This is a genomic window from Micromonospora sp. CPCC 205558 (assembly GCF_036902955.1).
Lineage (GTDB): Bacteria > Actinomycetota > Actinomycetes > Mycobacteriales > Micromonosporaceae > Micromonospora.
This window is the reverse complement of sequence record NZ_JBAKHR010000044.1, coordinates 1-21,704: the sequence shown is the minus strand read 5'-3', so window position 1 is coordinate 21,704 and position 21,704 is coordinate 1. Positions and strand designations below refer to the sequence as shown.

Genomic DNA, 21,704 nt, shown 5'->3' with positions numbered 1-21,704 from the left:
GCACGGCGTCGTGCCAGGCGAGCCCTCAAGGCTGACCGTGTGGAAACAACAGAGACCCGGCCCGCCGCTGCGGGGTCGCCGCCGGCGGTCCCTCGCCCCGCCGAACAGTCGCCGACAACGCACCGCTCGCCGGCCTGGGCCCGGCCCGCACTGGTGCTCCTGCTGCTCGCCACCGGTGTGCTCTACCTGTGGGGTCTCGGCGCATCAGGCTGGGCCAACTCGTTCTACGCGGCGGCCGCGCAGGCCGGCTCGGTGAGCTGGAAGGCGTTCCTCTACGGCTCGTCCGACGCCGCCAACTCGATCACCGTCGACAAGACACCCGCGTCGCTGTGGCTGATGGCGCTGTCCGTCCGCGTCTTCGGGCTGAACAGCTGGGCGATGCTGGTGCCGCAGGCGCTGTGCGGGGTCGCCGCGGTCGGCGTGCTCCACGCGACGGTGAAGCGCTGGTACGGGCCGGCCGCCGGTCTGATCGCCGGCGTGGTACTCGCGGTCACCCCGGTGGCGACGCTGATGTTCCGGTTCAACAACCCGGATGCGCTGTTGGTGCTCCTGCTGGTCGCCGGGGCGTACGCCACCGTGCGCGCACTGGAAACGGCCAGCACCCGGTGGATCTTGCTGGTTGGGGTGCTGGTCGGCCTCGGCTTCCTCACCAAGATGTTGCAGGCGTTCCTGGTGGTGCCGGTCTTCGCCGGCGTCTACCTGCTGGCCGCGCCGACCGGGCTGTGGCGGCGGGTCCGGCAGCTGCTGCTGGCCGGACTGGCGGTGCTGGTCTCGGCCGGCTGGTGGGTGGCGCTGGTCGAGCTGGTTCCGGCAGGTTCCCGCCCGTACGTCGGCGGCTCGCAGGGCAACAGCATCCTGGAGCTGACCCTCGGCTACAACGGCCTCGGCCGGATCACCGGCGAGGAGGTGGGCAGCGTCGGCGGCGGTGGCGCGCGGCCGGGTGGTGGCGGCCCGTTCTCCGGGCAGACCGGTGTGCTGCGGATGTTCGGCGGCGAAATCGGCGGTCAGGTCTCCTGGCTGCTGCCGGCCGCGCTGATCCTGCTGGTGGCCGGCCTGCTGCTGGCCGGGCGGGCCACCCGCACCGACCGCACCCGGGCCGGGCTGCTGCTCTGGGGTGGCTGGCTGCTGGTCACCGGCCTGATCTTCAGCTTCATGTCCGGGATCTTCCACGCCTACTACACCGTGGCGCTCGCACCGGCGATCGGCGCGCTGGTCGGCATCGGCGTGACGCTGCTCTGGCGGCAGCACCGACCGGCCGCTGCCGCTGCCGGCACGCGCTGGCGACGGTGGCGTCCGCTCGCCGCCACGGCGACGCTCGCCGGCGCGCTCGCGGTCACCGTCTGGTGGGCGTGGGTGCTGCTCGGGCGGAGCCCCGACTGGTATCCGTGGCTGCGGACCACGGTGCTCGTCGCCGGCCTGCTCGGCGCGGTGCTGCTCCTGCTGGTCACCCGGCTGCCCGGCCGGTTCGTGCCGGTCGTGCTGGGCCTCGGCGCGGCGGCGGCCCTCGCGGGCCCGGTGGCGTACGCGGTGCAGACCGCCGGGACCCCGCACACCGGGTCGATCCCGAGCGCCGGCCCGTTCGTGGCGGGCGGGTTCGGCCGGGGCGGTTTCCCCGGTGGGCGACCCCCGGGCCGCATGGAGTTGCCGGCCGGCGGCCAGCTCCCGGGTGGTGGTCAGTTCCCGGGCGGCGGCCAGTTCCCCGGTGGCGGCCAGTTCCCCGGCGGTGGTCAGTTCCCCGGCGGCGGTCAGTTCCCCGGCGGTGGTCAGATGCCGGGTGGCGGTCGCCACGGCGGGCCCGGTGGCCAGGGACGCCCGGCCGGTGGGGGGATGGGCGGCCTGCTCGACACCCGCGAGCCCAGCGCCGCGCTGCGCGAACTGTTGGAGCGCGACGCCGACGACTACACCTGGGTGGCGGCGACGATCGGCTCGAACAACGCCTCCGGTTACCAGCTCGCCACCGGCGAACCGGTCATGGCGATCGGCGGCTTCAACGGCAGTGACCCGTCACCGACCCTCGCGCAGTTCCAGCGCTACGTGGCCGACGGGAAGATCCACTACTTCGTCGGTGGTGGTGGCTTCCGGGCCAACGGCGGCAGCTCGGCCTCCCAGGAGATCGCAGCCTGGGTCGCGGCGACATTCACGGCGCAGACCGTCGACGGGGTCACCCTCTACGACCTCAGCGCCGCTGCGGAGGCCTCGTGACCACGCTGGGCGGCACCTGGGCCGCCGTTCAGGCCCGACCCACCGCCACCGATGCGGTGCTGGACGTGGTGATCCCGGTCTACAACGAGGAGACCGACCTCGGGCCGTGCGTACGGCGGCTGCACGCCCACCTGAGCGCGCACTTCCCGTACCCGTTCCAGATCACCGTCGCCGACAACGCCAGCGTCGACGACACGCTGAAGGTGGCCCAGGGCCTCGCCGGTGAGCTGCCCGGCGTCGAGGTGCTGCACCTGGACGCCAAGGGGCGGGGGAGGGCGCTCTCCGCCGCCTGGTCGGCGTCGTCCGCGCCGGTGCTCGCGTACATGGACGTGGACCTGTCCACCGACCTGGCGGCGCTGTTGCCGCTGGTCGCACCCCTCATCTCTGGCCACTCCGACCTGGCGATCGGTACTCGGCTGGCGCGAACCTCCCGGGTGGTGCGCGGTGCGAAGCGGGAGGTGATCTCCCGGGCCTACAACCTTCTGCTGCGCGGCGCGTTGGCGGCGCGGTTCTCCGACGCGCAGTGCGGGTTCAAGGCGATTCGCGCGGACGTGGCCGCGGAGCTGTTGCCGTTGGTGCGCGACACCGGCTGGTTCTTCGACACCGAGCTGCTGGTGCTGGCCCAGCGGGTCGGGCTGCGCATCCACGAGGTGCCGGTGGACTGGGTCGACGACCCGGACAGCCGGGTCGACATCGTCGCCACCGCCCTGGCCGACCTGCGCGGGATGGGCCGACTGGGTCGGGCGCTGCTGACCGGCGCGCTGCCCCTGGCCGACCTGCGCGCGCAGCTCGGTCGAGCGCCGCTGACCGGGTCGAGTGCCCAGCCGGGGCAGGTGCCGGTCGGGTTGCCTCGGCAGCTGGTCCGGTTCGCGGCGGTGGGGGTGGCGAGCACGCTCGCGTACCTGCTGCTCTTCGTCGCCACCCGGGGGATGCTCGGTGCGCAACCGGCGAACCTGCTGGCCCTGCTGGTGACTGCGGTGGCGAACACGGCCGCGAACCGGCGGCTGACCTTCGGCATCAGCGGACGTCGGCACGCCGCTCGGCATCACGCCCAGGGGTTGCTGGCCTTCGCCCTTGGTCTGGCGTTGACCAGCGGCGCGTTGGCCGTGCTGCACGCCGTCGTCGCCGTACCGGCCCGGCCGGTGGAGCTGGCCGTGCTGGTGGCCGCGAACCTGACCGCCACCGTGCTGCGGTTCGTGCTGCTGCGCCTCGGCATGCACCACCGCCGTACCTGAGGCGTCGGTCAGCCGGCGGCGGCCTCGCGGACCAGCCGGCGTGCCTCGTCCCGGGGCACGCCGGTGGCCCGGAGGAGGTCGTTGGCGGCGGTCCGCAGTTGGGAGACCACTATCGTCCCGGAGAAGCCCAGATCCTGCCGGCAGGCCACGCCTGCTTCCCGGACGGCGTGCAGCACCCGCTCCCGGGCCCGCACCGGCTCCTGCGCGGCCACGAACTCCCGGTGCAGCAGCCGGACCGCTTCGCCGAGGTGCTCCACAGCGGCGGGCAGGGCCGCCGGCACCGGTTCCTCGTCGCGTAGGGCGGTGCCGATCCGGCGGACCAGACCGCGACTGTTGCGGAAGGCCCGCTCCATGTGCGTCACCCCGGTGCGGTACGTGGCGATCGCCCGGCGTCGTCGCCACCGCACCGGGGAGAGCCGGACCACCTCGTCGGCGGCGGTCGTCACGGCGACGAGCTGGCGCAGTTGCGGGTCGGCGGCGCGCATCCGGGCCAGCACCGCCCGCGCACGGCCCCGGTCCGCCTCGGCCAGCGCCTGCGCCGAGGCGGTCATCTCACGGGCGAACAGGTTCAGGGCGGGCTCGGCGGAGCGACGCACCATCCGCATCGGATTGAGGGGCAGCAGGACGAGCATCACGAACAACCCCGCCGCCCCGCCGACCAGGGCGTTGACCGTTCGGGGCAGCTCCAGGTCCGGCGCGGTCGGGGTGAGGGTGGCGATGAGCACGGCGGTACCACCGGCCTGGGTCATCAGCGCACCGGTGCCGCGTACCAGCACCGACGCGGTTATCGCCAGGAAGACGATCGCACCGGTCTGCCAGGGGCCGGTCCCGAACAGACTGATCAGCAGGTCACCCACGCCGATGCCGAGCACCACCCCGGCGACCAGTTCCAGCGCGCGGGGAGCACGGCTGCCCAGCGACGCCGCGATGACGCCGACCGCCGCGGCCGGTGCGAAGGTCGGCTCCGGGTTACCGAGCACCTCGCGGGCCACCAGCCAGGCCAGGGCGGCAGCCACGCCGGCCTGGAGCGCCACGATCAGATAGAGCCGCAACCGCTGACGACCTTCTCGGACGGCCCGCCCGGCGCGGGTCCGCAGCTCGCCCGCCGCCGCTCGCGCCCCGGTCGCCCCGGCCGTTGGTTTCATGGCGGGGGGTACCCGGCCCGCCCCCTACCGAACCTGCGCCAAACGGCTACGCCGGGTACGCCATGGCCGTGGTGAGGGCGACCATCCCGGGCAGCCGGGTGTCCTGGCGCAGGAACTGCACCACCACCGGCACCGGGGAGCGCAGCAGACAGCCGTACGGCCGGTCGAGCCGCACCGCCTCCGGGTCGATCAGGTCGTTGAGCCGGACGTGTCGCACCCGACGGGCGTCGACGGTGATGGCGTACGGACCGACCGGCTCGGTGTCCTCGTAGTAGAGGTGCAGCTCCGCGTCGGCGCGGGTGTCGGTGGTGTTGAGGACGCACAGCTGGTCGAAGCTGGTGAACGCTGGCTCCGGGCCGGTGCTGGGGAACGGGATGTGCCCGCCCGGCACGACCCACAGGCGGGCCCCGACCCCGGTCATCGGCTCTCCTCCAGCAGTCGGGCGAGGTCGGGGCTGAGGAACACCCCGTCCGGGTCGAGCCGGCGGCGGGCGTCCTGGAAGTCGTCCCAGCGCGGATAGAGGGGCCGCAGGTCAGGGGCGGTCAACCAGTGCTTCTTACCCCAGTGCGGCCGGCCCCCGTACTGACGGAAGAGCGCCTCCATGTCCCGGAAGTAGTCCTCGTACGGCAGCGACGTGTTCTGCAGGCAGGCGATGGTGGTGGTCGGTCGGCCGTACGCGTTGCTCAACCAGATGTCGTCGGCGGCGATGGTGCGCACCAGTACCCGCCAGCCGACAACAGTGCGGTGCCGTTGCAGGATCCGGCGTCGGACCTCGGCGAAGCAGGCCGGGAACGCTTCCGACGGCAGCATGTACTCGATCTCCTCGAACCGCAGCTCCCGTTCCTGTGGGATGGTGCGGTGGATCGGACCGGACCGGATCTCGTGGGGCGCGCCCCACGGGCCGGAGTCCGGCACCCGCGGTGCTGCCCACACCCGCACGCCGGACGTCCTGTCCGGCCGGTTGAGGGTGCGGATCTGGGTCTGGTCGCTGCGCGGGTACCAGTAGAAGTCCATGTTGCGGTTGGTGTGCTGCAACTCGGCGAGGTGGTCGAGGGTCCAGTCGATGTGCGCGCACCACGCCCGGCGGCGCAGCTCGTATTGCGGTTGCACGTCCAGGGTGACCTGGGTGACCACCCCGAGAGCACCCAGCGACAGCCGAGCCGCCGGCAGCAGGTCCGCGTTGTCGTCGGCGGAGATGTCCAGAACCTCGCCGGTGCCGGTGACCAGGCGAACGCCGGCCACCTGGGTGCACAGGTTGCCGAAACCGATACCGGTGCCGTGCGTACCGGTGGCGGTCGCGCCGGCGATCGACTGGTAGTCCACGTCGCCGAGGTTGTCCATGGCCAGCCCGGCGTCGTACAGGCCCTCACCGAGAGCCTTGAGTTTGGTGCCGGCCCAGGCCCGCGCCCGGTCGGCGTCCTCGGTGATGACACCGGCGAGCCGGTCGACGCTGAGCAGGATGTCGTCAGTGCGGGTCAGCGGGCTCGACGAGTGGCCGGATCCCACCGGCCGGATCGTCCGCCCGGACTCCCGTGCCCGGACGACCAGTTCCCGCACCGCGTCCTCGTCGGCCGGCTCGGCGAACTCCCTCGCAGTGAACGAGAGGCTGCCGGACCAGTTGACGAACTCTCGCATGCGGCGGGGTACCCACCGACATGACCGGTAGTCGCGTTTCCTCGTCGACGCGTCGGGTAGGCAGTCGCGTGCCGGCCTTCGGCTCCGCGAGCACGCCGCCGATCGACTCGTACGCGTTCCTCTCCGACACCCACACCGGGGCGTTGATCGGCGTGGATGGCGGGGTCGACTGGTTCTGTGTGCCGCACTTCGAGGGCGACGGGGTCTTCGCCCGGCTGCTGGACCGTCGCGTCGGTGGCGCGTTCACGTTGTCCGTCGCCGCTGACGCCGCGCCGGTCCGTCGGTACCTGCCCGGCACCCTGGTGCTGGAGAGCGCGTACCGGGCCGCCGGTGGCACCGCGATCGGTCAGGATTTCCTCGCCGTCCGGACCGGCGACGACGCACAACCGTTCCGCGCGGACATGCTGCTGGTGCGCCGCCTGCAGGTGGGCGCCGGGTCGGTGCGGGTGCGGGCCGAGGTGACACCGCGCCCCGGGTACGGGTCCCGCCCGGTGGACTGGCGTTGGGACCACGGCCAGTGGGTAGCCGCCGAGGCGGGGCTGCGGCTGTGCTCCGCGCTGCCGTTCCGGGTCGACGGCGCCACGGTGCGCGCCGAGGCGGTGCTGCGCGCGGGGCAGACGATCGACGTACTGCTCGGCTACGGCCCCGGCCGTATCGACGAGGTCGACCCGGCCGAGCTGCTGGAGCGGACCTGCCGGACCTGGCGTGACTGGTCGGACCGGACCGACTACACCGGGCAGGGCAGCGCCGAGGTGCGGCACAGCGCGGCCGTCCTGCGGGGCCTGTCGTTCGACGAGACCGGGGCGTTGCTCGCCGCGCCGACCGCCTCGCTGCCCGAGGAGATCGGCGGGGTGCGCAACTGGGACTACCGCTTCACCTGGCACCGCGACGCCGCACTGCTGCTGCTCGCGCTGTTCCGGCTGGGCCACGCCGAGGAGGGCCGTCGCTACCTGCACTTCCTGCTCACCATGTGCGGTTGTGCCGGCGAGGTTCTCACCCCCCTCGTCGGGATTCACGGGGTGACTCGCGAGGAGGCGAGGCTCGAGCACCTCGACGGGTATGCCGACTCACGGCCGGTGCGCATTGGCAACGAGGCCGCCCACCAGCTGCAGTTCGACACGTACGGGCACGTGCTCGACGCCGCGCTGTCGTACCAGCGGCTCACCGGCGAGTTGACCACTGAGCAGTGGCAGGTGCTGCGCCGGCACGTGGACACCATGGCCACCCGGTGGCGGGAGCCGGACCACGGCATCTGGGAGATCCGCGGGCCGCTGCGGCACTACGTCAACTCGAAGATGATGGCCTGGGTCTGTCTCGACCGGGGTATCCGCCTCGCCGACCTGGTCGGCGACCACGACGCCCCCGTCAAGCGGTGGCGCGGGGAGCGCGACGCCATCCACGCCGAGGTCATCGAGCGTGGGTTCGACAGCGGCATCGGCAGCTTCGTGCTGGCGTACGACTCGACCGAACTCGACGCGTCGTTGCTGCGGATGCCCCTGGTCGGGTTCCTCGCCGGTGACGACGCGCGGGTGGTGGGCACCATCGATCGCGTCCGGCGGGATCTCGCCATCGCCCCGGCGCTCATCCGCCGGTACACGGCTGACGACGGGTTGCCCGGGGAGGAGGGCGCGTTCCTGCTCTGCTGCTTCGAGCTGGTCTCGGCCCTGGTCCTGGCTGGGCGACGTGAGCAGGCCGCCGAGCTGTTCGACCAGCTGTGCGGGTACGCCGGGCCGCTCGGCCTGTACGCCGAGCAGCTCGACGCCGACGGCACCGCGTTGGGCAACTACCCGCAGGCCTTCACCCACCTCGCGTTGATCGAGGCGGCGCTGAACCTCGACGGTGCCGGCGACCGCGACGCGCTGCACGCGTGGGCGGAACGGACGGCACGACCGGGGACGGCCGGCGGCTGACCGGTCAGCCGTTCAACGTCGCCCACGATCATCCAGCGCCCGTGCGCAGCGTACCGGCGCGGTCCTCCGTCGTGACCGCATTCTGTGGGGAGGCTGGGAGTCCGCCGATGTGCCCGCGACGGCGACCGGTACCGGCGTACGGTGTGGGACAAGTCCGGCTTTCTGGGTTAAAAGCCTCAGTGGTGCATGACCGGGATGCCGGTGTCGAGACGGCGAGGGCAAGGAGCGATCGGTGAAACATCTGGCCTACCTGGACGCGGGGTCCGGCAGCCTGATCGTGCAGGCGGTCGTCGGCGGGGTGGCCGGCGCCGCGGTCGCCGCGAAGCTCTACTGGCGACGGCTCGTCGACCGGTTCCGCCGGCAACCCACCGACCAGCACTGAGCAGGCCAGTCCCGACCATGGCGATCTCACCCACCGAGGTACGGCCCGAACCGGCCTCCTTCCGCGACCCGGCCAACCGGGTCTTCCACGTCGGCGACGAGGTGCTGCGCGGGCTGGACCCCCAGGCCGCCGAGCACTGGCGGGCACTGACCGGCAGCACGTTCTTCCCGGCGCTCGTCGCCGCGCGCAAGGTCTGCGCCACCGAGGACGCCCCGCCCACCCTGGTGCCCGCCGCGACCGGGACACCGTGGGCCGCCGTGCTGCGCCACGAACGCATCCCGTTCGTCTCCCACCCGTACGAGTGGTCGTTCAGCATGCTGCGCGACGCCGCCCTGCTGCACCTGGAGATCCTCAACGCCGCGCTCGGCGAGGGTTTCACCACCAAGGACGGCTCGGCCTACAACCTCCAGTGGCGCGGCGCCGAACCCGTCTTCATCGACATCGGTTCCTTCGAGCCGGTCCGCGACGGCGAACCGTGGGCCGGCTACCGGCAGTTCTGCCAGACCGTGCTCTACCCGCTGATGCTGACCGCCCACCTGGGCGTCGACTTCCAACCGTGGCTGCGTGCCCGGGTCGACGGCATCGAGGCCGACCAGCTGCGGCCGCTGTTCAACGGTGCCCGCCGGCTGCGCCCCGGCGTGCTGACCCACCTGCACCTGCACGCGGCGATGCAGCAACGCAACGCCGCCGCCAGCACCACCGAGGTCCGCGACCAACTGCGGGCCGCCGGCTTCTCCCGTGAGTTGCTGCTCGCCACCGTACGCGGCATCGAGAAACTGGTCCGCAAGCTGGACCGCCGCCCGACCGACAGCCACTGGTCGGACTACCAACGCACCTGCGGCTACTCGGCCCGCGACCGGGTGGCGAAGGAGCAGTTCGTGGCCGCCTCGGTGGCTGCCGGTGCCCGACCGCGCCTGGTTCTCGACCTCGGTGCCAACGACGGCCGGTACTCCCGGTTGGCGGTCGGGCACGCCGACTACGTGGTGGCCGTCGAGCAGGACCCGACCGTCGTCGACGAGTTGTACCGAAAGCTGCGCTCCGAGGGGCAACGCCGCATCCTGCCGCTGGTGCTGGACCTGGCCGACCCCTCGCCGGGTGGCGGCTGGCGGGGCGTCGAGCGGGCGGGCTTCGCCGAGCGGGCGTCCGCCGACGTGGTGCTCGCCCTGGCCGTGGTGCACCACCTGGCGATCGGGCGCAACGTGCCGCTGCCGGAGGTCATCGACTGGCTGGCCGGGCTGACCGCGCCCGGCGGCGCGGTGGTGGTGGAGTTCGTCCACCCGGAGGACCCGATGGCGACCCGGTTGCTGGCCAACAAGCCCGCCGGTCTCTTCCCGGACTACCGACGTGACACCTTCGAGACGTTGCTCGCCGCCCGGGGGCGGATCACCGACCGGTTGGAATTGCCCTCGGGCACCCGCACGCTCTACCGGACGGTGATGGGTGGCTGAACCGCGGTGGGACCGGGGCTGGCGAGGGGAGCTGGGTCGGCTGCTGGAAATCGTCGCGCTGGTCGGTCTCGTGGTCACCCAGCCACTGCTGGACGTGCTCGGCCGCAGCCCCGACTTCTTCCTCTTCCACCGCGCCGACCCGGCCCAGATCCTGCTGCTGGTCGCCCTGGTGACGGTGCTCCCCACAGTCGCGGTGGCACTGCTCGGCGCGCTCAGCCGACTCGCCGGCCGGACCGCCCGCGCCATCACCCACACCGGTCTGGTCGGGTTGCTGGTCGCCGCCCTCGCCGTGCAGGTGGGCCGGCACGTGACGCCGCTTCGGGGCGTACCGCTGCTGCTGGTGGGAGTGCTGGCCGGAGCCGCCGGCGCGAGCGCGCACCGGCGGTGGCGGGCGCCGGGCCGGGTGCTGCGACTCGCCGCCGCCGGCCCGGTGGCCTTCGTGGCGCTCTTCCTGCTCGTCTCGCCCACCTCGGTGGTGGTGCTGCCGCGCGGCGACGGCGGTGTGGCCGGCACCGCGCAGGGCTCGGCCGCACACCCACCGGTGGTGATGCTGATCCTCGACGAGCTGCCGCTGGTCAGCCTGCTCGGCGCGGACTCGACGATCGACGCCGGGCGGTACCCGCACTTCGCCGAGCTGGCCGGCGCATCCACCTGGTACCGCAACTCCACCGGGGTCAGCGGATGGACGCCCAACGCGCTGCCGGCGATGCTCACCGGCCGCTACCCGGCGAAGCCCGTCGCCCCGCACTACTCGCAGTACCCGGACAACATCTTCACCGCCTTCGGCGGCCTGTACGACATCCGCGCCGAGGAGAGCATCACCCGGCTCTGCCCACCCAGCCGCTGCGAGCAGCCGGTCACGCCGGAGCAGGGGCTCGGCGTGCTGGCCCGCGAGACCGGCAAGCTGCTCGGCCGGGTCGCCGGACCCACCGAGAGCACGGTCGACCCGGAAGACTCCTACCGCGAGCAGACCCGGGCCGAGGCCGGCCTGGACGCCGCCGAACCGGTGCCGTCCGATCCGAAGTTCCGCTGGGACAGCCTGGACGACAACCAACCGGCCCGGTTCACCAGCTTCCTGGCCGGGCTGAAGCCGACGCCCCGCCCCACCCTGCACTTCCTGCACCTGCTGATGCCGCACTCACCATGGGCGTACCTGCCGTCCGGCGCGCGTTACGACGCACCCGAGGACCTGCCCAACGACGGCGCCGGCTGGGCCGACCTGGCCCGGCAGCGGCACCTCGCCCAACTCGGCTACACCGACCGGCTGATCGGCGAGACACTGCGGACGCTGCGCGCCAACGGCCTCTACGACCAGGCCCTCGTGGTGGTGACCGCCGACCACGGGGTCAGCTTCCGCCCCGGGGCGCAGGGCCGCGGAATGGACGCCATCAAGGCCGCCGCCGGCGAGGTCGCCTGGGTGCCGACGTTCGTCAAGGAGCCCCGGCAGCAGACCGGCCGGGTGGACGACCGCAACTGGGAACACGTCGACCTGCTGCCGACGGTGGCCGACGAGGCGGGCATCCGGTTGCCCTGGAAGGTCGACGGGCGCTCCGCCCGGCAGGCCCCCCGCACCGACGGTACGAAGCACTTCTACGACCGCCCCGGCGAACCGGTCACCTTCCCCGGTGGCGTGCCCGCCCCGCCACCCCTGCCGACACCGCACCCGCTGGTCGGCACCGAGGTACGCGCCGGCCCGGCCGCCGGCAGTGCCCGGGTCGCCGACCTGGCCGCGTTCACCGCCACCGACCCGGACACCGGCACCCTCCCGGCGCTCGTCTGGGGCGACGTCCCGGACCGGATCCCGGACGGCACCCTGCTGGCGGTCGCAGTCAACGGCCGCATCGGCGCCGTCGTCCCGGTGGTGCCGACCGACCCCGGCGGACGCCGCTTCGCCGCGCTGCTCGCCGACGACAACCTGTTCCACGCCGGCAGCAACAAGCTCGACGTCTTCCAGGTCGCGACGGACGGCACGCTGCGCCGCCTCACCCTGTCCTGACCGTGCTTCCGGGGCCGGTCCGGTCTGTCCCCGGGGTCGTCCGGTCCGGTCCCGGTTGGCGGGACGCCGGGTTTCCCGGCCCCGTGGTCGGGAATCGGGTGACGCATACCTCACCGCCGAACCACGGCGGGCGTTGTCCCCCGAGCCGCAATTACGGTAGAAGCGAAGGCAATTCAACGTAGATCTGCCGGCGAAGCGAGGAACCACATGACGGAAGTCAAGCTCGATCACCCCGGTGGGCAGCTGTCGATGCCGGTGCATCCTGCGGTCGAGGGCCCCGCCGGTATCGGGGTGAGCAAGCTGCTGAAGGAAACCGGAATGACCACGTACGACCCCGGTTTCGTGAACACCGCCGCTGCCTCATCCGCGATCACCTACATCGACGGCGACGCGGGGATCCTGCGTTACCGGGGGTACCCGATCGAGCAGTTGGCCGAGAAGTCCTCCTTCCTGGAGGTCTCCTACCTGCTCATCTACGGTGAGCTGCCGACCGAGCAGCAGCTGACCGAGTTCACCGAGTGGATTCGGCGGCACTCGCTGCTGCACGAGGAGATGCGTCGCTTCTTCGACGGCTTCCCCCGGGACGCCCACCCGATGGCGGTGCTCTCCTCCGCGGTGAGCGCCCTGTCCACCTTTTACCAGGACAGTCTGGACCCGTTCGACTCCGAGCACGTGGAGATCTCCACTGTCCGGTTGATGGCGAAGGTCCCCACCATCGCCTCGTACGCGTACAAGAAGTCCATCGGTCAGCCGCTGCTGTACCCGGACAACTCGCTGGGGTACGTGGACAACCTGCTGCGGATGACGTTCGGCGTGCCGGCGGAGCCGTACGAGGTCGACCCGGTGATGTCGAAGGTGCTGGACATGCTCTTCGTCCTGCACGCCGACCACGAGCAGAACTGCTCCACGTCGACCGTCCGCCTGGTCGGCTCCAGCAACGCCAACCTGTTCGCCTCGGTCTCGGCGGGCGTGAACGCGCTGTTCGGCCCCCTGCACGGTGGCGCCAACCAGGCGGTGCTGGAGATGCTGCAGCAGATCCACACCGGCGACGACGACGTCCAGTCCTTCGTCCGCAAGGTCAAGGACAAGCAGGACGGCGTCAAGCTGATGGGCTTCGGCCACCGGGTCTACAAGAACTACGACCCGCGGGCGGCGATCGTCAAGAAGGCCGCGCAGGACGTGCTGGGCCGGATGGCCAAGCCCGACCCGCTGCTGGACATCGCCATGGAGCTGGAGGAGATCGCCCTCGCCGACGACTTCTTCGTCTCCCGTCGGCTCTACCCGAACGTGGACTTCTACACCGGCCTGATCTACAAGGCCATGGGGTTCCCGACCAAGATGTTCACGGTGCTCTTCGCGCTCGGCCGGCTTCCCGGCTGGATCGCCCAGTGGCGCGAGATGATCAACGACCCGGAGACGAAGATCGGCCGTCCGCGGCAGGTCTACGTCGGCTCCGCCGAGCGGGACTACGTCCCCTTCGGCGAGCGCTGACCGCTCGTCGCTTCGCCGGCAGGCCGCCGACCCCGCACGGGTCGGCGGCCTGCCGCGTTCGGTGCGTCAGAGCCGCCCCGCCCCGTCATGGTCGACTCGGGTTTCTTGAAGGCGCGGCGTCCGTGGCTCCGGGACGCCCCGACTTTCAGAAAGCCGAGTCGATCACCGCTCGGCCGAGGCGTGGCGGCACTGAGTCGATCAGCCGGCCCCGCCGAGCGGGCCGCGCGTCAGCGCAGGCCGGCGGCGGCGAGCAGGTTGCCGTCGGGGAGCGCCGGCAGGCCGCGCCCCTGCGACATCCGCTGCTCGGCGCGCTCGGCGGTGAACGCGGCGTCGTGCTGGATGGCGGCGGCGTAGCTGGAGGCGGTGCGCTGGGCGATCGCGGCCCAGCCGTACTGGTCGTGGACCATCCGGCGGGCGTGGCGGGCCATCACGCGGGCGCGGTCGGTGTCCGACAGCAGCGCGTGCACGGCGTCGGTCAGGCTGTCCGGGTCGTGTGGCCGGAAGGTCGTTCCGGTGACGCCCGGTTCGACGATCTCGGCGAGGCCACCGGTGGCGGCGACGGCGAGGGGAGCGCCGGCCGCGGCGCCCTCCAGGGCGACCATGCCGAACGGTTCGTAGATGCTGGGCACGGCGAAGCAGTCGGACGCGGCCATCAGCGCCGGCAGGTCGGTGCCGCCCAGGAAGCCCGGCATGCTGACCATGCCGCCCAGGCCGAGGCGGTGCACCTCGGCCTCCAACTCGGCGCGGTACGGGCCGTCGCCGGCGATCACGGCACGCAGCCCGGGGTGCCGCTCGCGCAGCCGGGGCAGCGCGGCGATCAGGTGCTGCACGCCCTTCTCGTACACGAGGCGGCCGGCGAAGGTGACCAGCGGTCCGTCGCCGGCGAAGCGGGCGCGGGCGGCGGCCACCGCGCTCGCGGGCACCCGCCAGCGGTGCGGCTCGACGCCGTTGGCGACCACGTCGACCCGCCCGGCCGGTACGCCGAAGAGCGCGTTCACCTCGTCGCGCATGTACCCGGAGCAGACGATCACCCGGTTGGACTCGCTGCTGAGCCACTGCTCGACGCCGTGGATGGTGCGGTTCATCTCCTCGGGCAGCCAGCCCTGGTGCCGCCCGGCCTCGGTGGCGTGCATGGTGGTGACCAGCGGGAGGTCCAGGTGTTCGGCGAGGGTGACGGCCGTGTGGGCGACGAGCCAGTCGTGGGCGTGGATGACGTCGTAGCTGCCGGATTCGGTGGCGCGTAGGGCGGTGCGGGTGAGGGTGTGGTTGAAGGCCATGGTCCAGGCCAGGAGGGAGCCGGTGGCGAGGGGGAAGGTGACCGGGTCTTCGGGGGCGCGCAGGATGCGGACGCCCTCGGCGTACTCCTCCAGGGGTGCGCCCTCGCTGTGGCGGGTGACGACGGTGACCTCGTGGCCGGCGGCGGCGAGGGCGACGGAGAGGGCGTGCACGTGTCGGCCGAGTCCGCCGACGAGCACCGGCGGGTACTCCCAGGACAGCATGAGGATGCGGCGGGTCTGCGGGGGCACCCCGGGGCCGGACTGCGCCGGCACGACCGCGCCGGGCTGCGCGGACAGGCCGGACTGCGCGGGAAGACCGGGCTGGGTCGGGAGCGGGGGCCGGGTGGTCAGGGTGGGCCGGTGGGCCCGGTCCTTGGTGGCAGCGAGCTGCCCGTCGACCCGCAGGGTCGTCACATCAATCTCCGTCCATGCATGGTGGTGCGCGCCGGCGTCAGTGGCGGCGGAGCGAGAGGTGTAAGGGGTGGCCGAGGGCCTGGCGGGACGCGCGCGGACGCTTGCCCCCGGTCAAGGAAAGTCCATCGAGCCCAAGAGCGCATCTCGAAAAGGGTCATCGTGACGGACGACACCCGATCGGGGTAGCGCGCATCAGACAGGCGGTTTCCGGGCAGTGCCTGTCAGGATGGATTGGCGTGCCCGGGCCGGGGGCAATACCCGCGTGCGCGCGGGCGGGATCGGCCGGTGTGCACACGACCACTGTTCGAAGGAGCAACATGCAGGTCTGGCCGGGCGAGCGGTATCCCCTGGGCGCCACCTACGACGGGATGGGCACCAACTTCGCCATCTTCTCCGAGGTGGCCGAGCGGATCGAGCTGTGCCTCTTCGACGAGTGGGACACCGGCGCGGAGCGCCGCGTCGAGCTGCGCGAGGTGGACGCCTACGTGTGGCACGCGTACCTGCCGGGCATCGAGCCGGGTCAGCGCTACGGCTACCGGGTGCACGGCCCGTACGACCAGGCGAACGGGTTGCGCTGCAACCCGCACAAGCTGCTGATCGACCCGTACGCCAAGGCCATCGACGGTGACGTGGCGTGGGACCCGGCGGTCTACGACTACGACCTGGCGCAGCCGGAGCGGATGTCGGAGACCGACTCGGCGCCGTTCATGCCGAAGTCGGTGGTGGTCAACCCGTACTTCGACTGGGGCAACGACAGGCCGCCGCGCACCCCTTACCACCACTCGGTGATCTACGAGGCGCACGTACGCGGGCTGACCATGCGCCACCCGGACATCCCGGAGGAGCTGCGCGGCACGTACGCGGGCATCGCCTCCCCGCCGATGATCGACTATCTGACCCGGCTCGGGGTGACGGCTATCGAGCTGATGCCGGTGCACCAGTTCATCCACGACAACCGCCTCGTCGACCTGGGGCTGCGCAACTACTGGGGTTACAACACCATCGGCTTCTTCGCCCCGCACCACGGCTACTCCGCGCTGGGCCGGCTCGGGCAGCAGGTGCAGGAGTTCCGGGGCATGGTCAAGGCGCTGCACGCCGCCGGCATCGAGGTCATCCTCGACGTGGTCTACAACCACACCGCCGAGGGCAACCACCTCGGGCCGACGTTGAGCTTCAAGGGCGTGGACGCCCCGAGCTACTACCGGCTCAGCGAGGAGGACCCCCGCTACTTCGTCGACTACACCGGCACCGGTAACAGCCTCAACGTGCGCAGCCCGCACTCGCTGCAACTGATCATGGATTCGTTGCGCTACTGGGTGACCGAGATGCACGTCGACGGCTTCCGGTTCGACCTGGCGGCCACCCTGGCCCGCGAGTTCTACGAGGTGGACCGGCTCTCCACCTTCTTCGAGGTGGTGCAGCAGGACCCGGTGGTCAGCCGGGTGAAGCTCATCGCCGAGCCGTGGGACGTCGGCCCCGGCGGCTACCAGGTGGGCAACTTCCCGCCGCTGTGGACGGAGTGGAACGGAAAATACCGCGACACCGTGCGGGACTTCTGGCGCGGTGAACCGGCCACCCTCGCCGAGTTCGCGTCGCGCATCTCCGGGTCGGCCGACCTCTACCAGGACGACGGCCGCCGACCGTTTCACAGCATCAACTTCGTCACCGTGCACGACGGGTTCACCCTCAACGACCTGGTGTCGTACAACGACAAGCACAACGAGGCCAACGGCGAGGAGAACCGCGACGGCGAGAGCCACAACCGGTCCTGGAACTGCGGGGTCGAGGGCGACACCGACGACGAGGCGGTGTTGGCGCTGCGGGCCAAGCAGCGGCGTAACTTCCTGGCCACCCTGATGCTGTCGCAGGGCGTGCCGATGATCGGCCACGGCGACGAGCTGGGTCGCACCCAGCGCGGCAACAACAACGTCTACTGCCAGGACAGCGAGCTGGCCTGGGTCGACTGGGACAACGTCGACGAGCAGCTGTTGGAGTTCGTCCGCACGCTCACCGACTTCCGCAAGCGGCACCAGGTGTTCCGCCGCCGCCGGTTCTTCACCGGGCTGCCGGTGGGCGGGCGCGGCACCGACGAGCCGCTGCCCGACCTGGCCTGGCACACCCCGGACGGCCGGGAGATGACCGGCGAAGACTGGGGCAACGACTTCGGTCGCTCGGTGGCGCTCTTCGTCAACGGCGAGGGCATCCGCGAGCGCGGCCAGTACGGCCAGAAGCACCACGACGCGTCGTTCCTGCTCTGCTTCAACGCCCACGACGCGCCGCTGGACTTCACCATGCCCGGCAGCGAGTACGGCCAGAAGTGGGAACGGGTGATCAGCACTGCCGAACCCGAGCCCGGCGATGCCACGGTGATCACTGCGGGCGGCACCATCCGGGTGCCGGACCGCTCCCTCGTCGTGCTGGAGAGGACGATCTGACATGTCGGCCACCCCTCCGAAGGCCACCTACCGCATCCAGGTCCGCCCCGGCTTCGACCTGGACGCCACCGCCGCTATCGTCGACTACCTCGCCGACCTCGGTGTCAGCCACCTCTACACCGCCCCGCTGTTGACCGCCACGCCCGGCTCCCAGCACGGCTACGACGTTGTCGACCACCGGGCGGTCAGCCCGGAGCTGGGCGGGGAGGCCGCCCGGCAGCGGCTGCTGCGCGCCCTGCGCGACCAGCGGCTCGGCCTGGTCGTCGACATCGTGCCCAACCACGCCGGGGTCGCCGTGCCACCGGCCAACCCGGCCTGGTGGGACGTGCTGCGCCGGGGGCGCGACTCGGCGTACGCCGACTGGTTCGACATCGACTGGGACCGGGGCCGGCTGCTGCTGCCGGTGCTCGCCGACGACCCGGCCGCCCTGGACGACCTCAAGCTGGTCGACGGGGAGCTGCGCTATCACGAGCACCGCTTCCCGGTCGCCGACGGCACCGGCGACGGCAGCGCCGCCGAGGTGCACGACCGGCAGCACTACCAGCTGGTCTCCTGGCGGCGCGGCGACGCCGAGCTGACGTACCGCCGGTTCTTCGCCATCGCGGGCCTGGCCGGTCTGCGCGTGGAGGACCCGGCGGTGTTCGCCGCCACCCACGAGCTGATCCTGCGCTGGGCCGCCGCCGGTGAGGTCGACGGCATCCGCGTCGACCACCCGGACGGCCTGCGCGACCCCGCCGGCTACCTGACCCGGTTGCGGGCCGCCGCGCCCGACGCCTGGCTCGTGGTGGAGAAGATCCTTGAGTACGGCGAGGAGCTGCCGGACTGGCCGGTGGACGGCACCACCGGCTACGACGCCCTGGCCATGGTCGGTGGGCTCTTCATCGACATCGACGCCGAGGGCGACTTCACCGCGCTGGACAACCGCCTCACCGGGCAGCGCACCTCCTGGGAGGACCTGACCCACACCACCAAGCTGGCCGCCGCCACCCAACTGCTCTCCGCCGAGCTGACCCGGCTCGCCGCCCTCGCCCCCGAGGTGCCCACCGAGCAGGCCCGCGCGGCGCTCGCCGAGCTGGCCGCCGCGTTCGACGTCTACCGCGGCTACCCGCCGCACGGCGCCCGGCACCTCGCCGCCGCCCGATCCGAGGCCGGCCGCCGCCGCCCCGACCTGGCCGGTGCCCTGGACGCGATCACCCGCCGACTGCGCGACCCCGACGACGAGCTGGGCCTGCGGTTCCCGCAGCTCACCGGTGCGGTGATGGCCAAGGGCGTGGAGGACACCGCGTTCTACCGCTGGACCCGGTTCGTGGCGCTCAACGAGGTCGGCGACAGCCCCACCCGCTTCGGGGTGCCACCGGCGGAGTTCCACCGCTTCGCCGCCGCCCAACAGGTCCGCTGGCCCGCCAGCATGACCACCCTCTCCACCCACGACACCAAACGCGGCGAGGACGTCCGCGCCCGCCTCGCCGTGCTCAGCGAACTGCCGGGCCGCTGGGCCGAGCAGGTCAAGACCTGGATGGAGTACGCCCCGCTGCCCGACCCGGCCCTCGCCCACCTGCTCTGGCAGACCGCCGTCGGCGCGTGGCCGATCGAACGGGAACGGCTGCACGCGTACGCCGAGAAGGCCGCCCGGGAGGCCGGGGCCTCGACCAGCTGGGCGGACCCCGACCCGGCCTTCGAGCAGGCACTGCACGCCCTGGTCGACCAGATGTACGACGACCCGAGCCTGCACGACGAGCTGACCGAACTCGCCGCCGCGATCACCCCGGCCGGCTGGTGCAACTCCCTCGGGCAGAAGCTGATCCAGCTCACCATGCCCGGGGTGCCCGACACCTACCAGGGCACCGAGCTGTGGGACAACTCGCTGGTCGACCCGGACAACCGCCGCCCGGTCGACTTCGACGTACGCCGAGAAATGCTGGCGCGGATCGACGGCGGCTGGCGTCCCCCGATCGACACCGACGGAGCGGCGAAGCTGCTCGTCGTGTCGCGGACCCTGCGGCTGCGGCGGGCGCACCCGGAGCTGTTCACCACCTACCGGCCGGTGCCCGCGCACGGGCCGGTGGGCCGGCACGTGGTGGCGTACGACCGGGGCGGCGTGATCGCCGTGGCCACCCGGCTGCCGCTCGGCCTGGCCCGCGCCGGTGGGTGGTGTGACACAGCCCTGTCACTTCCCGTTCACGAGATGAAGGACCTGTTCACCGGGCGGGTCTACAGTGGCGGAGAGACGCCGCTGGACACCCTTCTGGCCGATTACCCCGTCGCTCTACTGGCTCCTCCCACCGCTGCCGAGGAGGCCGTTTCATGACCGAATTCTCCGTCTGGGCACCGGACGCCAGCCGGGTGCGCCTGCGCCTGGCCGGCGACACCGACCACGAGATGCGCGCCGCCGCCGACGGCTGGTGGCAGGTCGACGTGCCCGACGCCGGCGTCGACTACTCCTTTCTGCTGAACGACGACGAAACCCCACTGCCCGACCCCCGCTCACCGTGGCAGCCTGCGGGAGTGCACGGGCCCAGCCGCCGCTACGACCACCTTGCGTTCCAGTGGAGTGATTCCTCCTGGACGGGCCGGCAGCTGCCCGGCAGCATCCTCTACGAGCTGCACATCGGCACCTTCACCCCGGAAGGCACCTTCGACGCGGCCATCGACCGCCTCGACCATCTCGTCTCACTGGGTGTCGACCTGATCGAGTTGCTCCCGGTCAACGCCTTCAACGGCGAACACAACTGGGGGTACGACGGCGTCTGCTGGTACGCCCCCCACGAGCCCTACGGCGGCCCCGACGGCCTGAAACGGTTCGTCAACGCCGCCCACGCGCGTGGGATGGGGGTGATCCTCGACGTCGTCTACAACCATTTCGGGCCCTCCGGGGCCTACGCGCCGCAGTTCGGGCCCTACCTCGCGGAGCATTCGAACACCTGGGGGCGTTCGATCAACCTGGACGGCCCGCACTCCGACGAGGTACGCCGCTACATCATCGACAGCGTGCTCATGTGGCTGCGCGACTACCACGTCGACGGGCTGCGCCTGGACGCCGTGCACGCGCTGCCGGACACGCGGGCTGTGCCGCTGCTCGAAGAGCTGGCTATCGAGGTCGAGGCTCTGTCGACGCACCTGGGTCGGCCGTTGTCGCTCATCGCCGAGTCTGACCTCAACGACCCGCGGCTCATCACGCCTCGGGAGGCCGGTGGGTTCGGGCTGCACGCCCAGTGGAACGACGACGCGCACCACGCCCTGCACACGTTGCTGACGGGGGAGCGGCAGGGGTACTACGGCGATTTTGGCTCTCTGGAGACGCTGTCGGACGTGCTGACGGGTGGGTTCTTCCACGCGGGGACCTGGTCGAGCTTTCGCAACCGGCACCACGGGCGGCCTCTGGATTCGCGGGTGCCTGGGCATCGGCTGGTGGCGTATCTCCAGAACCACGATCAGATCGGGAACCGGGCTACCGGGGATCGGATCTCTGCTTCGCTGTCGCCTGCGTTGCTGCGGGTGGGGGCTGTGCTGCTGCTGACCGCGCCCTTTACCCCGATGCTGTTCATGGGGGAGGAGTGGGCTGCCTCTACGCCGTGGCAGTTTTTCACGTCGCACCCTGAGCCGGAGTTGGCTTCTGCGGTGCGCACCGGGCGGCGGCGGGAGTTCGCTTCGCACGGGTGGCCTGAGGGTGACGTGCCCGACCCGCAGGACCCGGAGACGTTCGTGCGGTCGCGGTTGGACTGGGCCGAGCTGGACAAGCCTGAGCATGCCTCGATGCTGTCGTTCTACCAGCGGTTGATTGCCTTGCGCCGGTCCTCTCCAGACCTGTCGGATCCTCGGATGCACGAGGTGTCTGTGCAGCACGGGGACCAGTTCCTGGTGATGCGGCGGGGGGACACGTTGGTGGTGGCGAACTTTGCTGGGCGGGGGCAGGGGGTGTCGCTGCCTGGGGTGGCTCGGCGGGTGCTGCTGGCTACGGGGGAGGGCGTTACCGTTATGCGGGACCGGATCGAGCTTCCTGCGGAGACTGCGGCAATCGTAGCGCTCTAAGACCTACTGTCCCTGCACGGAGTGGTTCTCCGGGAGGGTTGCCTAAGGGACGTCTCGTAACCCCGGTGTCTGTCTGCTAAGGATGATCATCGAGGATGCCTGGGT

Annotated in this window: 14 protein-coding genes; 10 read left to right on the top strand and 4 right to left on the bottom strand. The window is 71.7% G+C overall.

Annotated elements, in window-relative coordinates:
* Positions 1 to 39: 39 nt before the first annotated feature.
* Together V6U86_RS31170 and V6U86_RS31165 are read left to right on the top strand one after the other, a co-directional pair.
* On the top strand, positions 40 to 2,202 hold the full coding sequence (locus V6U86_RS31170; RefSeq protein WP_334509669.1) for an ArnT family glycosyltransferase: 2,163 nt from the start codon (positions 40 to 42) through the stop codon (positions 2,200 to 2,202).
* Between the two features lie 5 nt (positions 2,203 to 2,207).
* Positions 2,208 to 3,437, top strand: a complete 1,230-nt coding sequence (locus tag V6U86_RS31165; RefSeq protein WP_334509724.1) for a glycosyltransferase — start codon at positions 2,208 to 2,210, stop codon at positions 3,435 to 3,437.
* 8 nt (positions 3,438 to 3,445) lie between these two features.
* Here V6U86_RS31165 and V6U86_RS31160 read toward each other — a convergent pair whose 3' ends face one another.
* The 3 genes from V6U86_RS31160 to V6U86_RS31150 are packed head-to-tail and all read right to left on the bottom strand — an operon-like array spanning position 3,446 to position 6,217.
* Complete coding sequence (locus V6U86_RS31160; RefSeq protein WP_334509667.1) at positions 3,446 to 4,582, bottom strand: FUSC family protein; 1,137 nt, start codon at positions 4,580 to 4,582, stop codon at positions 3,446 to 3,448.
* 46 nt (positions 4,583 to 4,628) lie between these two features.
* Positions 4,629 to 5,003 carry a sensory rhodopsin transducer gene (locus V6U86_RS31155; RefSeq protein ID WP_334509665.1) on the bottom strand — a complete coding sequence of 125 codons (375 nt, stop codon included), beginning with the start codon at positions 5,001 to 5,003 and terminating at the stop codon, positions 4,629 to 4,631.
* Positions 5,000 to 6,217: a D-arabinono-1,4-lactone oxidase gene (locus V6U86_RS31150; RefSeq protein ID WP_334509664.1), complete on the bottom strand. Its 1,218-nt coding sequence runs from the start codon at positions 6,215 to 6,217 to the stop codon at positions 5,000 to 5,002. Before V6U86_RS31150 ends, V6U86_RS31155 begins: the two co-directional genes overlap by 4 nt.
* A 68-nt stretch (positions 6,218 to 6,285) precedes the next feature.
* Between V6U86_RS31150 and V6U86_RS31145 the strand changes: the two genes are divergently transcribed.
* The 5 genes from V6U86_RS31145 to V6U86_RS31125 all read left to right on the top strand — a co-directional run bounded on the left by V6U86_RS31145 (position 6,286) and on the right by V6U86_RS31125 (position 13,444).
* On the top strand, positions 6,286 to 8,127 hold the full coding sequence (locus V6U86_RS31145; protein ID WP_334509662.1) for a glycoside hydrolase family 15 protein: 1,842 nt from the start codon (positions 6,286 to 6,288) through the stop codon (positions 8,125 to 8,127).
* Positions 8,128 to 8,359: 232 nt separating this feature from the next.
* Positions 8,360 to 8,509 (top strand): hypothetical protein, encoded by a 150-nt coding sequence (locus V6U86_RS31140; RefSeq protein ID WP_334509660.1) that lies wholly within the window; start codon positions 8,360 to 8,362, stop codon positions 8,507 to 8,509.
* A gap of 17 nt (positions 8,510 to 8,526) precedes the next feature.
* Positions 8,527 to 9,957: a class I SAM-dependent methyltransferase gene (locus V6U86_RS31135; protein WP_334509658.1), complete on the top strand. Its 1,431-nt coding sequence runs from the start codon at positions 8,527 to 8,529 to the stop codon at positions 9,955 to 9,957.
* Positions 9,950 to 11,953, top strand: a complete 2,004-nt coding sequence (locus V6U86_RS31130; RefSeq protein WP_334509656.1) for a sulfatase-like hydrolase/transferase — start codon at positions 9,950 to 9,952, stop codon at positions 11,951 to 11,953. Before V6U86_RS31135 ends, V6U86_RS31130 begins: the two co-directional genes overlap by 8 nt.
* A 207-nt stretch (positions 11,954 to 12,160) precedes the next feature.
* Positions 12,161 to 13,444 (top strand): citrate synthase, encoded by a 1,284-nt coding sequence (locus V6U86_RS31125; RefSeq protein WP_334509655.1) that lies wholly within the window; start codon positions 12,161 to 12,163, stop codon positions 13,442 to 13,444.
* Positions 13,445 to 13,671: 227 nt separating this feature from the next.
* Here V6U86_RS31125 and V6U86_RS31120 read toward each other — a convergent pair whose 3' ends face one another.
* Positions 13,672 to 15,135 carry a glycosyltransferase family 4 protein gene (locus V6U86_RS31120; protein WP_334509653.1) on the bottom strand — a complete coding sequence of 488 codons (1,464 nt, stop codon included), beginning with the start codon at positions 15,133 to 15,135 and terminating at the stop codon, positions 13,672 to 13,674.
* A gap of 317 nt (positions 15,136 to 15,452) precedes the next feature.
* Between V6U86_RS31120 and glgX the strand changes: the two genes are divergently transcribed.
* The 3 genes from glgX to treZ are packed head-to-tail and all read left to right on the top strand — an operon-like array spanning position 15,453 to position 21,599.
* Positions 15,453 to 17,570: a glycogen debranching protein GlgX gene (glgX, locus tag V6U86_RS31115; protein WP_334509651.1), complete on the top strand. Its 2,118-nt coding sequence runs from the start codon at positions 15,453 to 15,455 to the stop codon at positions 17,568 to 17,570.
* A gap of 1 nt (position 17,571) precedes the next feature.
* Positions 17,572 to 19,878, top strand: a complete 2,307-nt coding sequence (gene treY / locus V6U86_RS31110) for a malto-oligosyltrehalose synthase (RefSeq protein ID WP_334509649.1) — start codon at positions 17,572 to 17,574, stop codon at positions 19,876 to 19,878.
* On the top strand, positions 19,875 to 21,599 hold the full coding sequence (treZ, locus tag V6U86_RS31105; protein ID WP_334509647.1) for a malto-oligosyltrehalose trehalohydrolase: 1,725 nt from the start codon (positions 19,875 to 19,877) through the stop codon (positions 21,597 to 21,599). The genes treY and treZ overlap by 4 nt, the downstream gene beginning before the upstream one ends.
* Positions 21,600 to 21,704: the final 105 nt, after the last annotated feature.

What these genes read in the sequence shown, in the direction of transcription:
- glgX (WP_334509651.1), top strand. Translation starts at nt 15,453, where the DNA reads ATGCAGGTCTGGCCGGGCGAGCGGTATCCCCTGGGCGCCACCTACGAC.
- treZ (WP_334509647.1), top strand. Translation starts at nt 19,875, where the DNA reads ATGACCGAATTCTCCGTCTGGGCACCGGACGCCAGCCGGGTGCGCCTG.
- V6U86_RS31125 (WP_334509655.1), top strand. Translation starts at nt 12,161, where the DNA reads ATGACGGAAGTCAAGCTCGATCACCCCGGTGGGCAGCTGTCGATGCCG.
- V6U86_RS31155 (WP_334509665.1), bottom strand. Translation starts at nt 5,003, where the DNA reads ATGACCGGGGTCGGGGCCCGCCTGTGGGTCGTGCCGGGCGGGCACATC.
- V6U86_RS31150 (WP_334509664.1), bottom strand. Translation starts at nt 6,217, where the DNA reads ATGCGAGAGTTCGTCAACTGGTCCGGCAGCCTCTCGTTCACTGCGAGG.
- V6U86_RS31135 (WP_334509658.1), top strand. Translation starts at nt 8,527, where the DNA reads ATGGCGATCTCACCCACCGAGGTACGGCCCGAACCGGCCTCCTTCCGC.
- V6U86_RS31160 (WP_334509667.1), bottom strand. Translation starts at nt 4,582, where the DNA reads ATGAAACCAACGGCCGGGGCGACCGGGGCGCGAGCGGCGGCGGGCGAG.
- treY (WP_334509649.1), top strand. Translation starts at nt 17,572, where the DNA reads ATGTCGGCCACCCCTCCGAAGGCCACCTACCGCATCCAGGTCCGCCCC.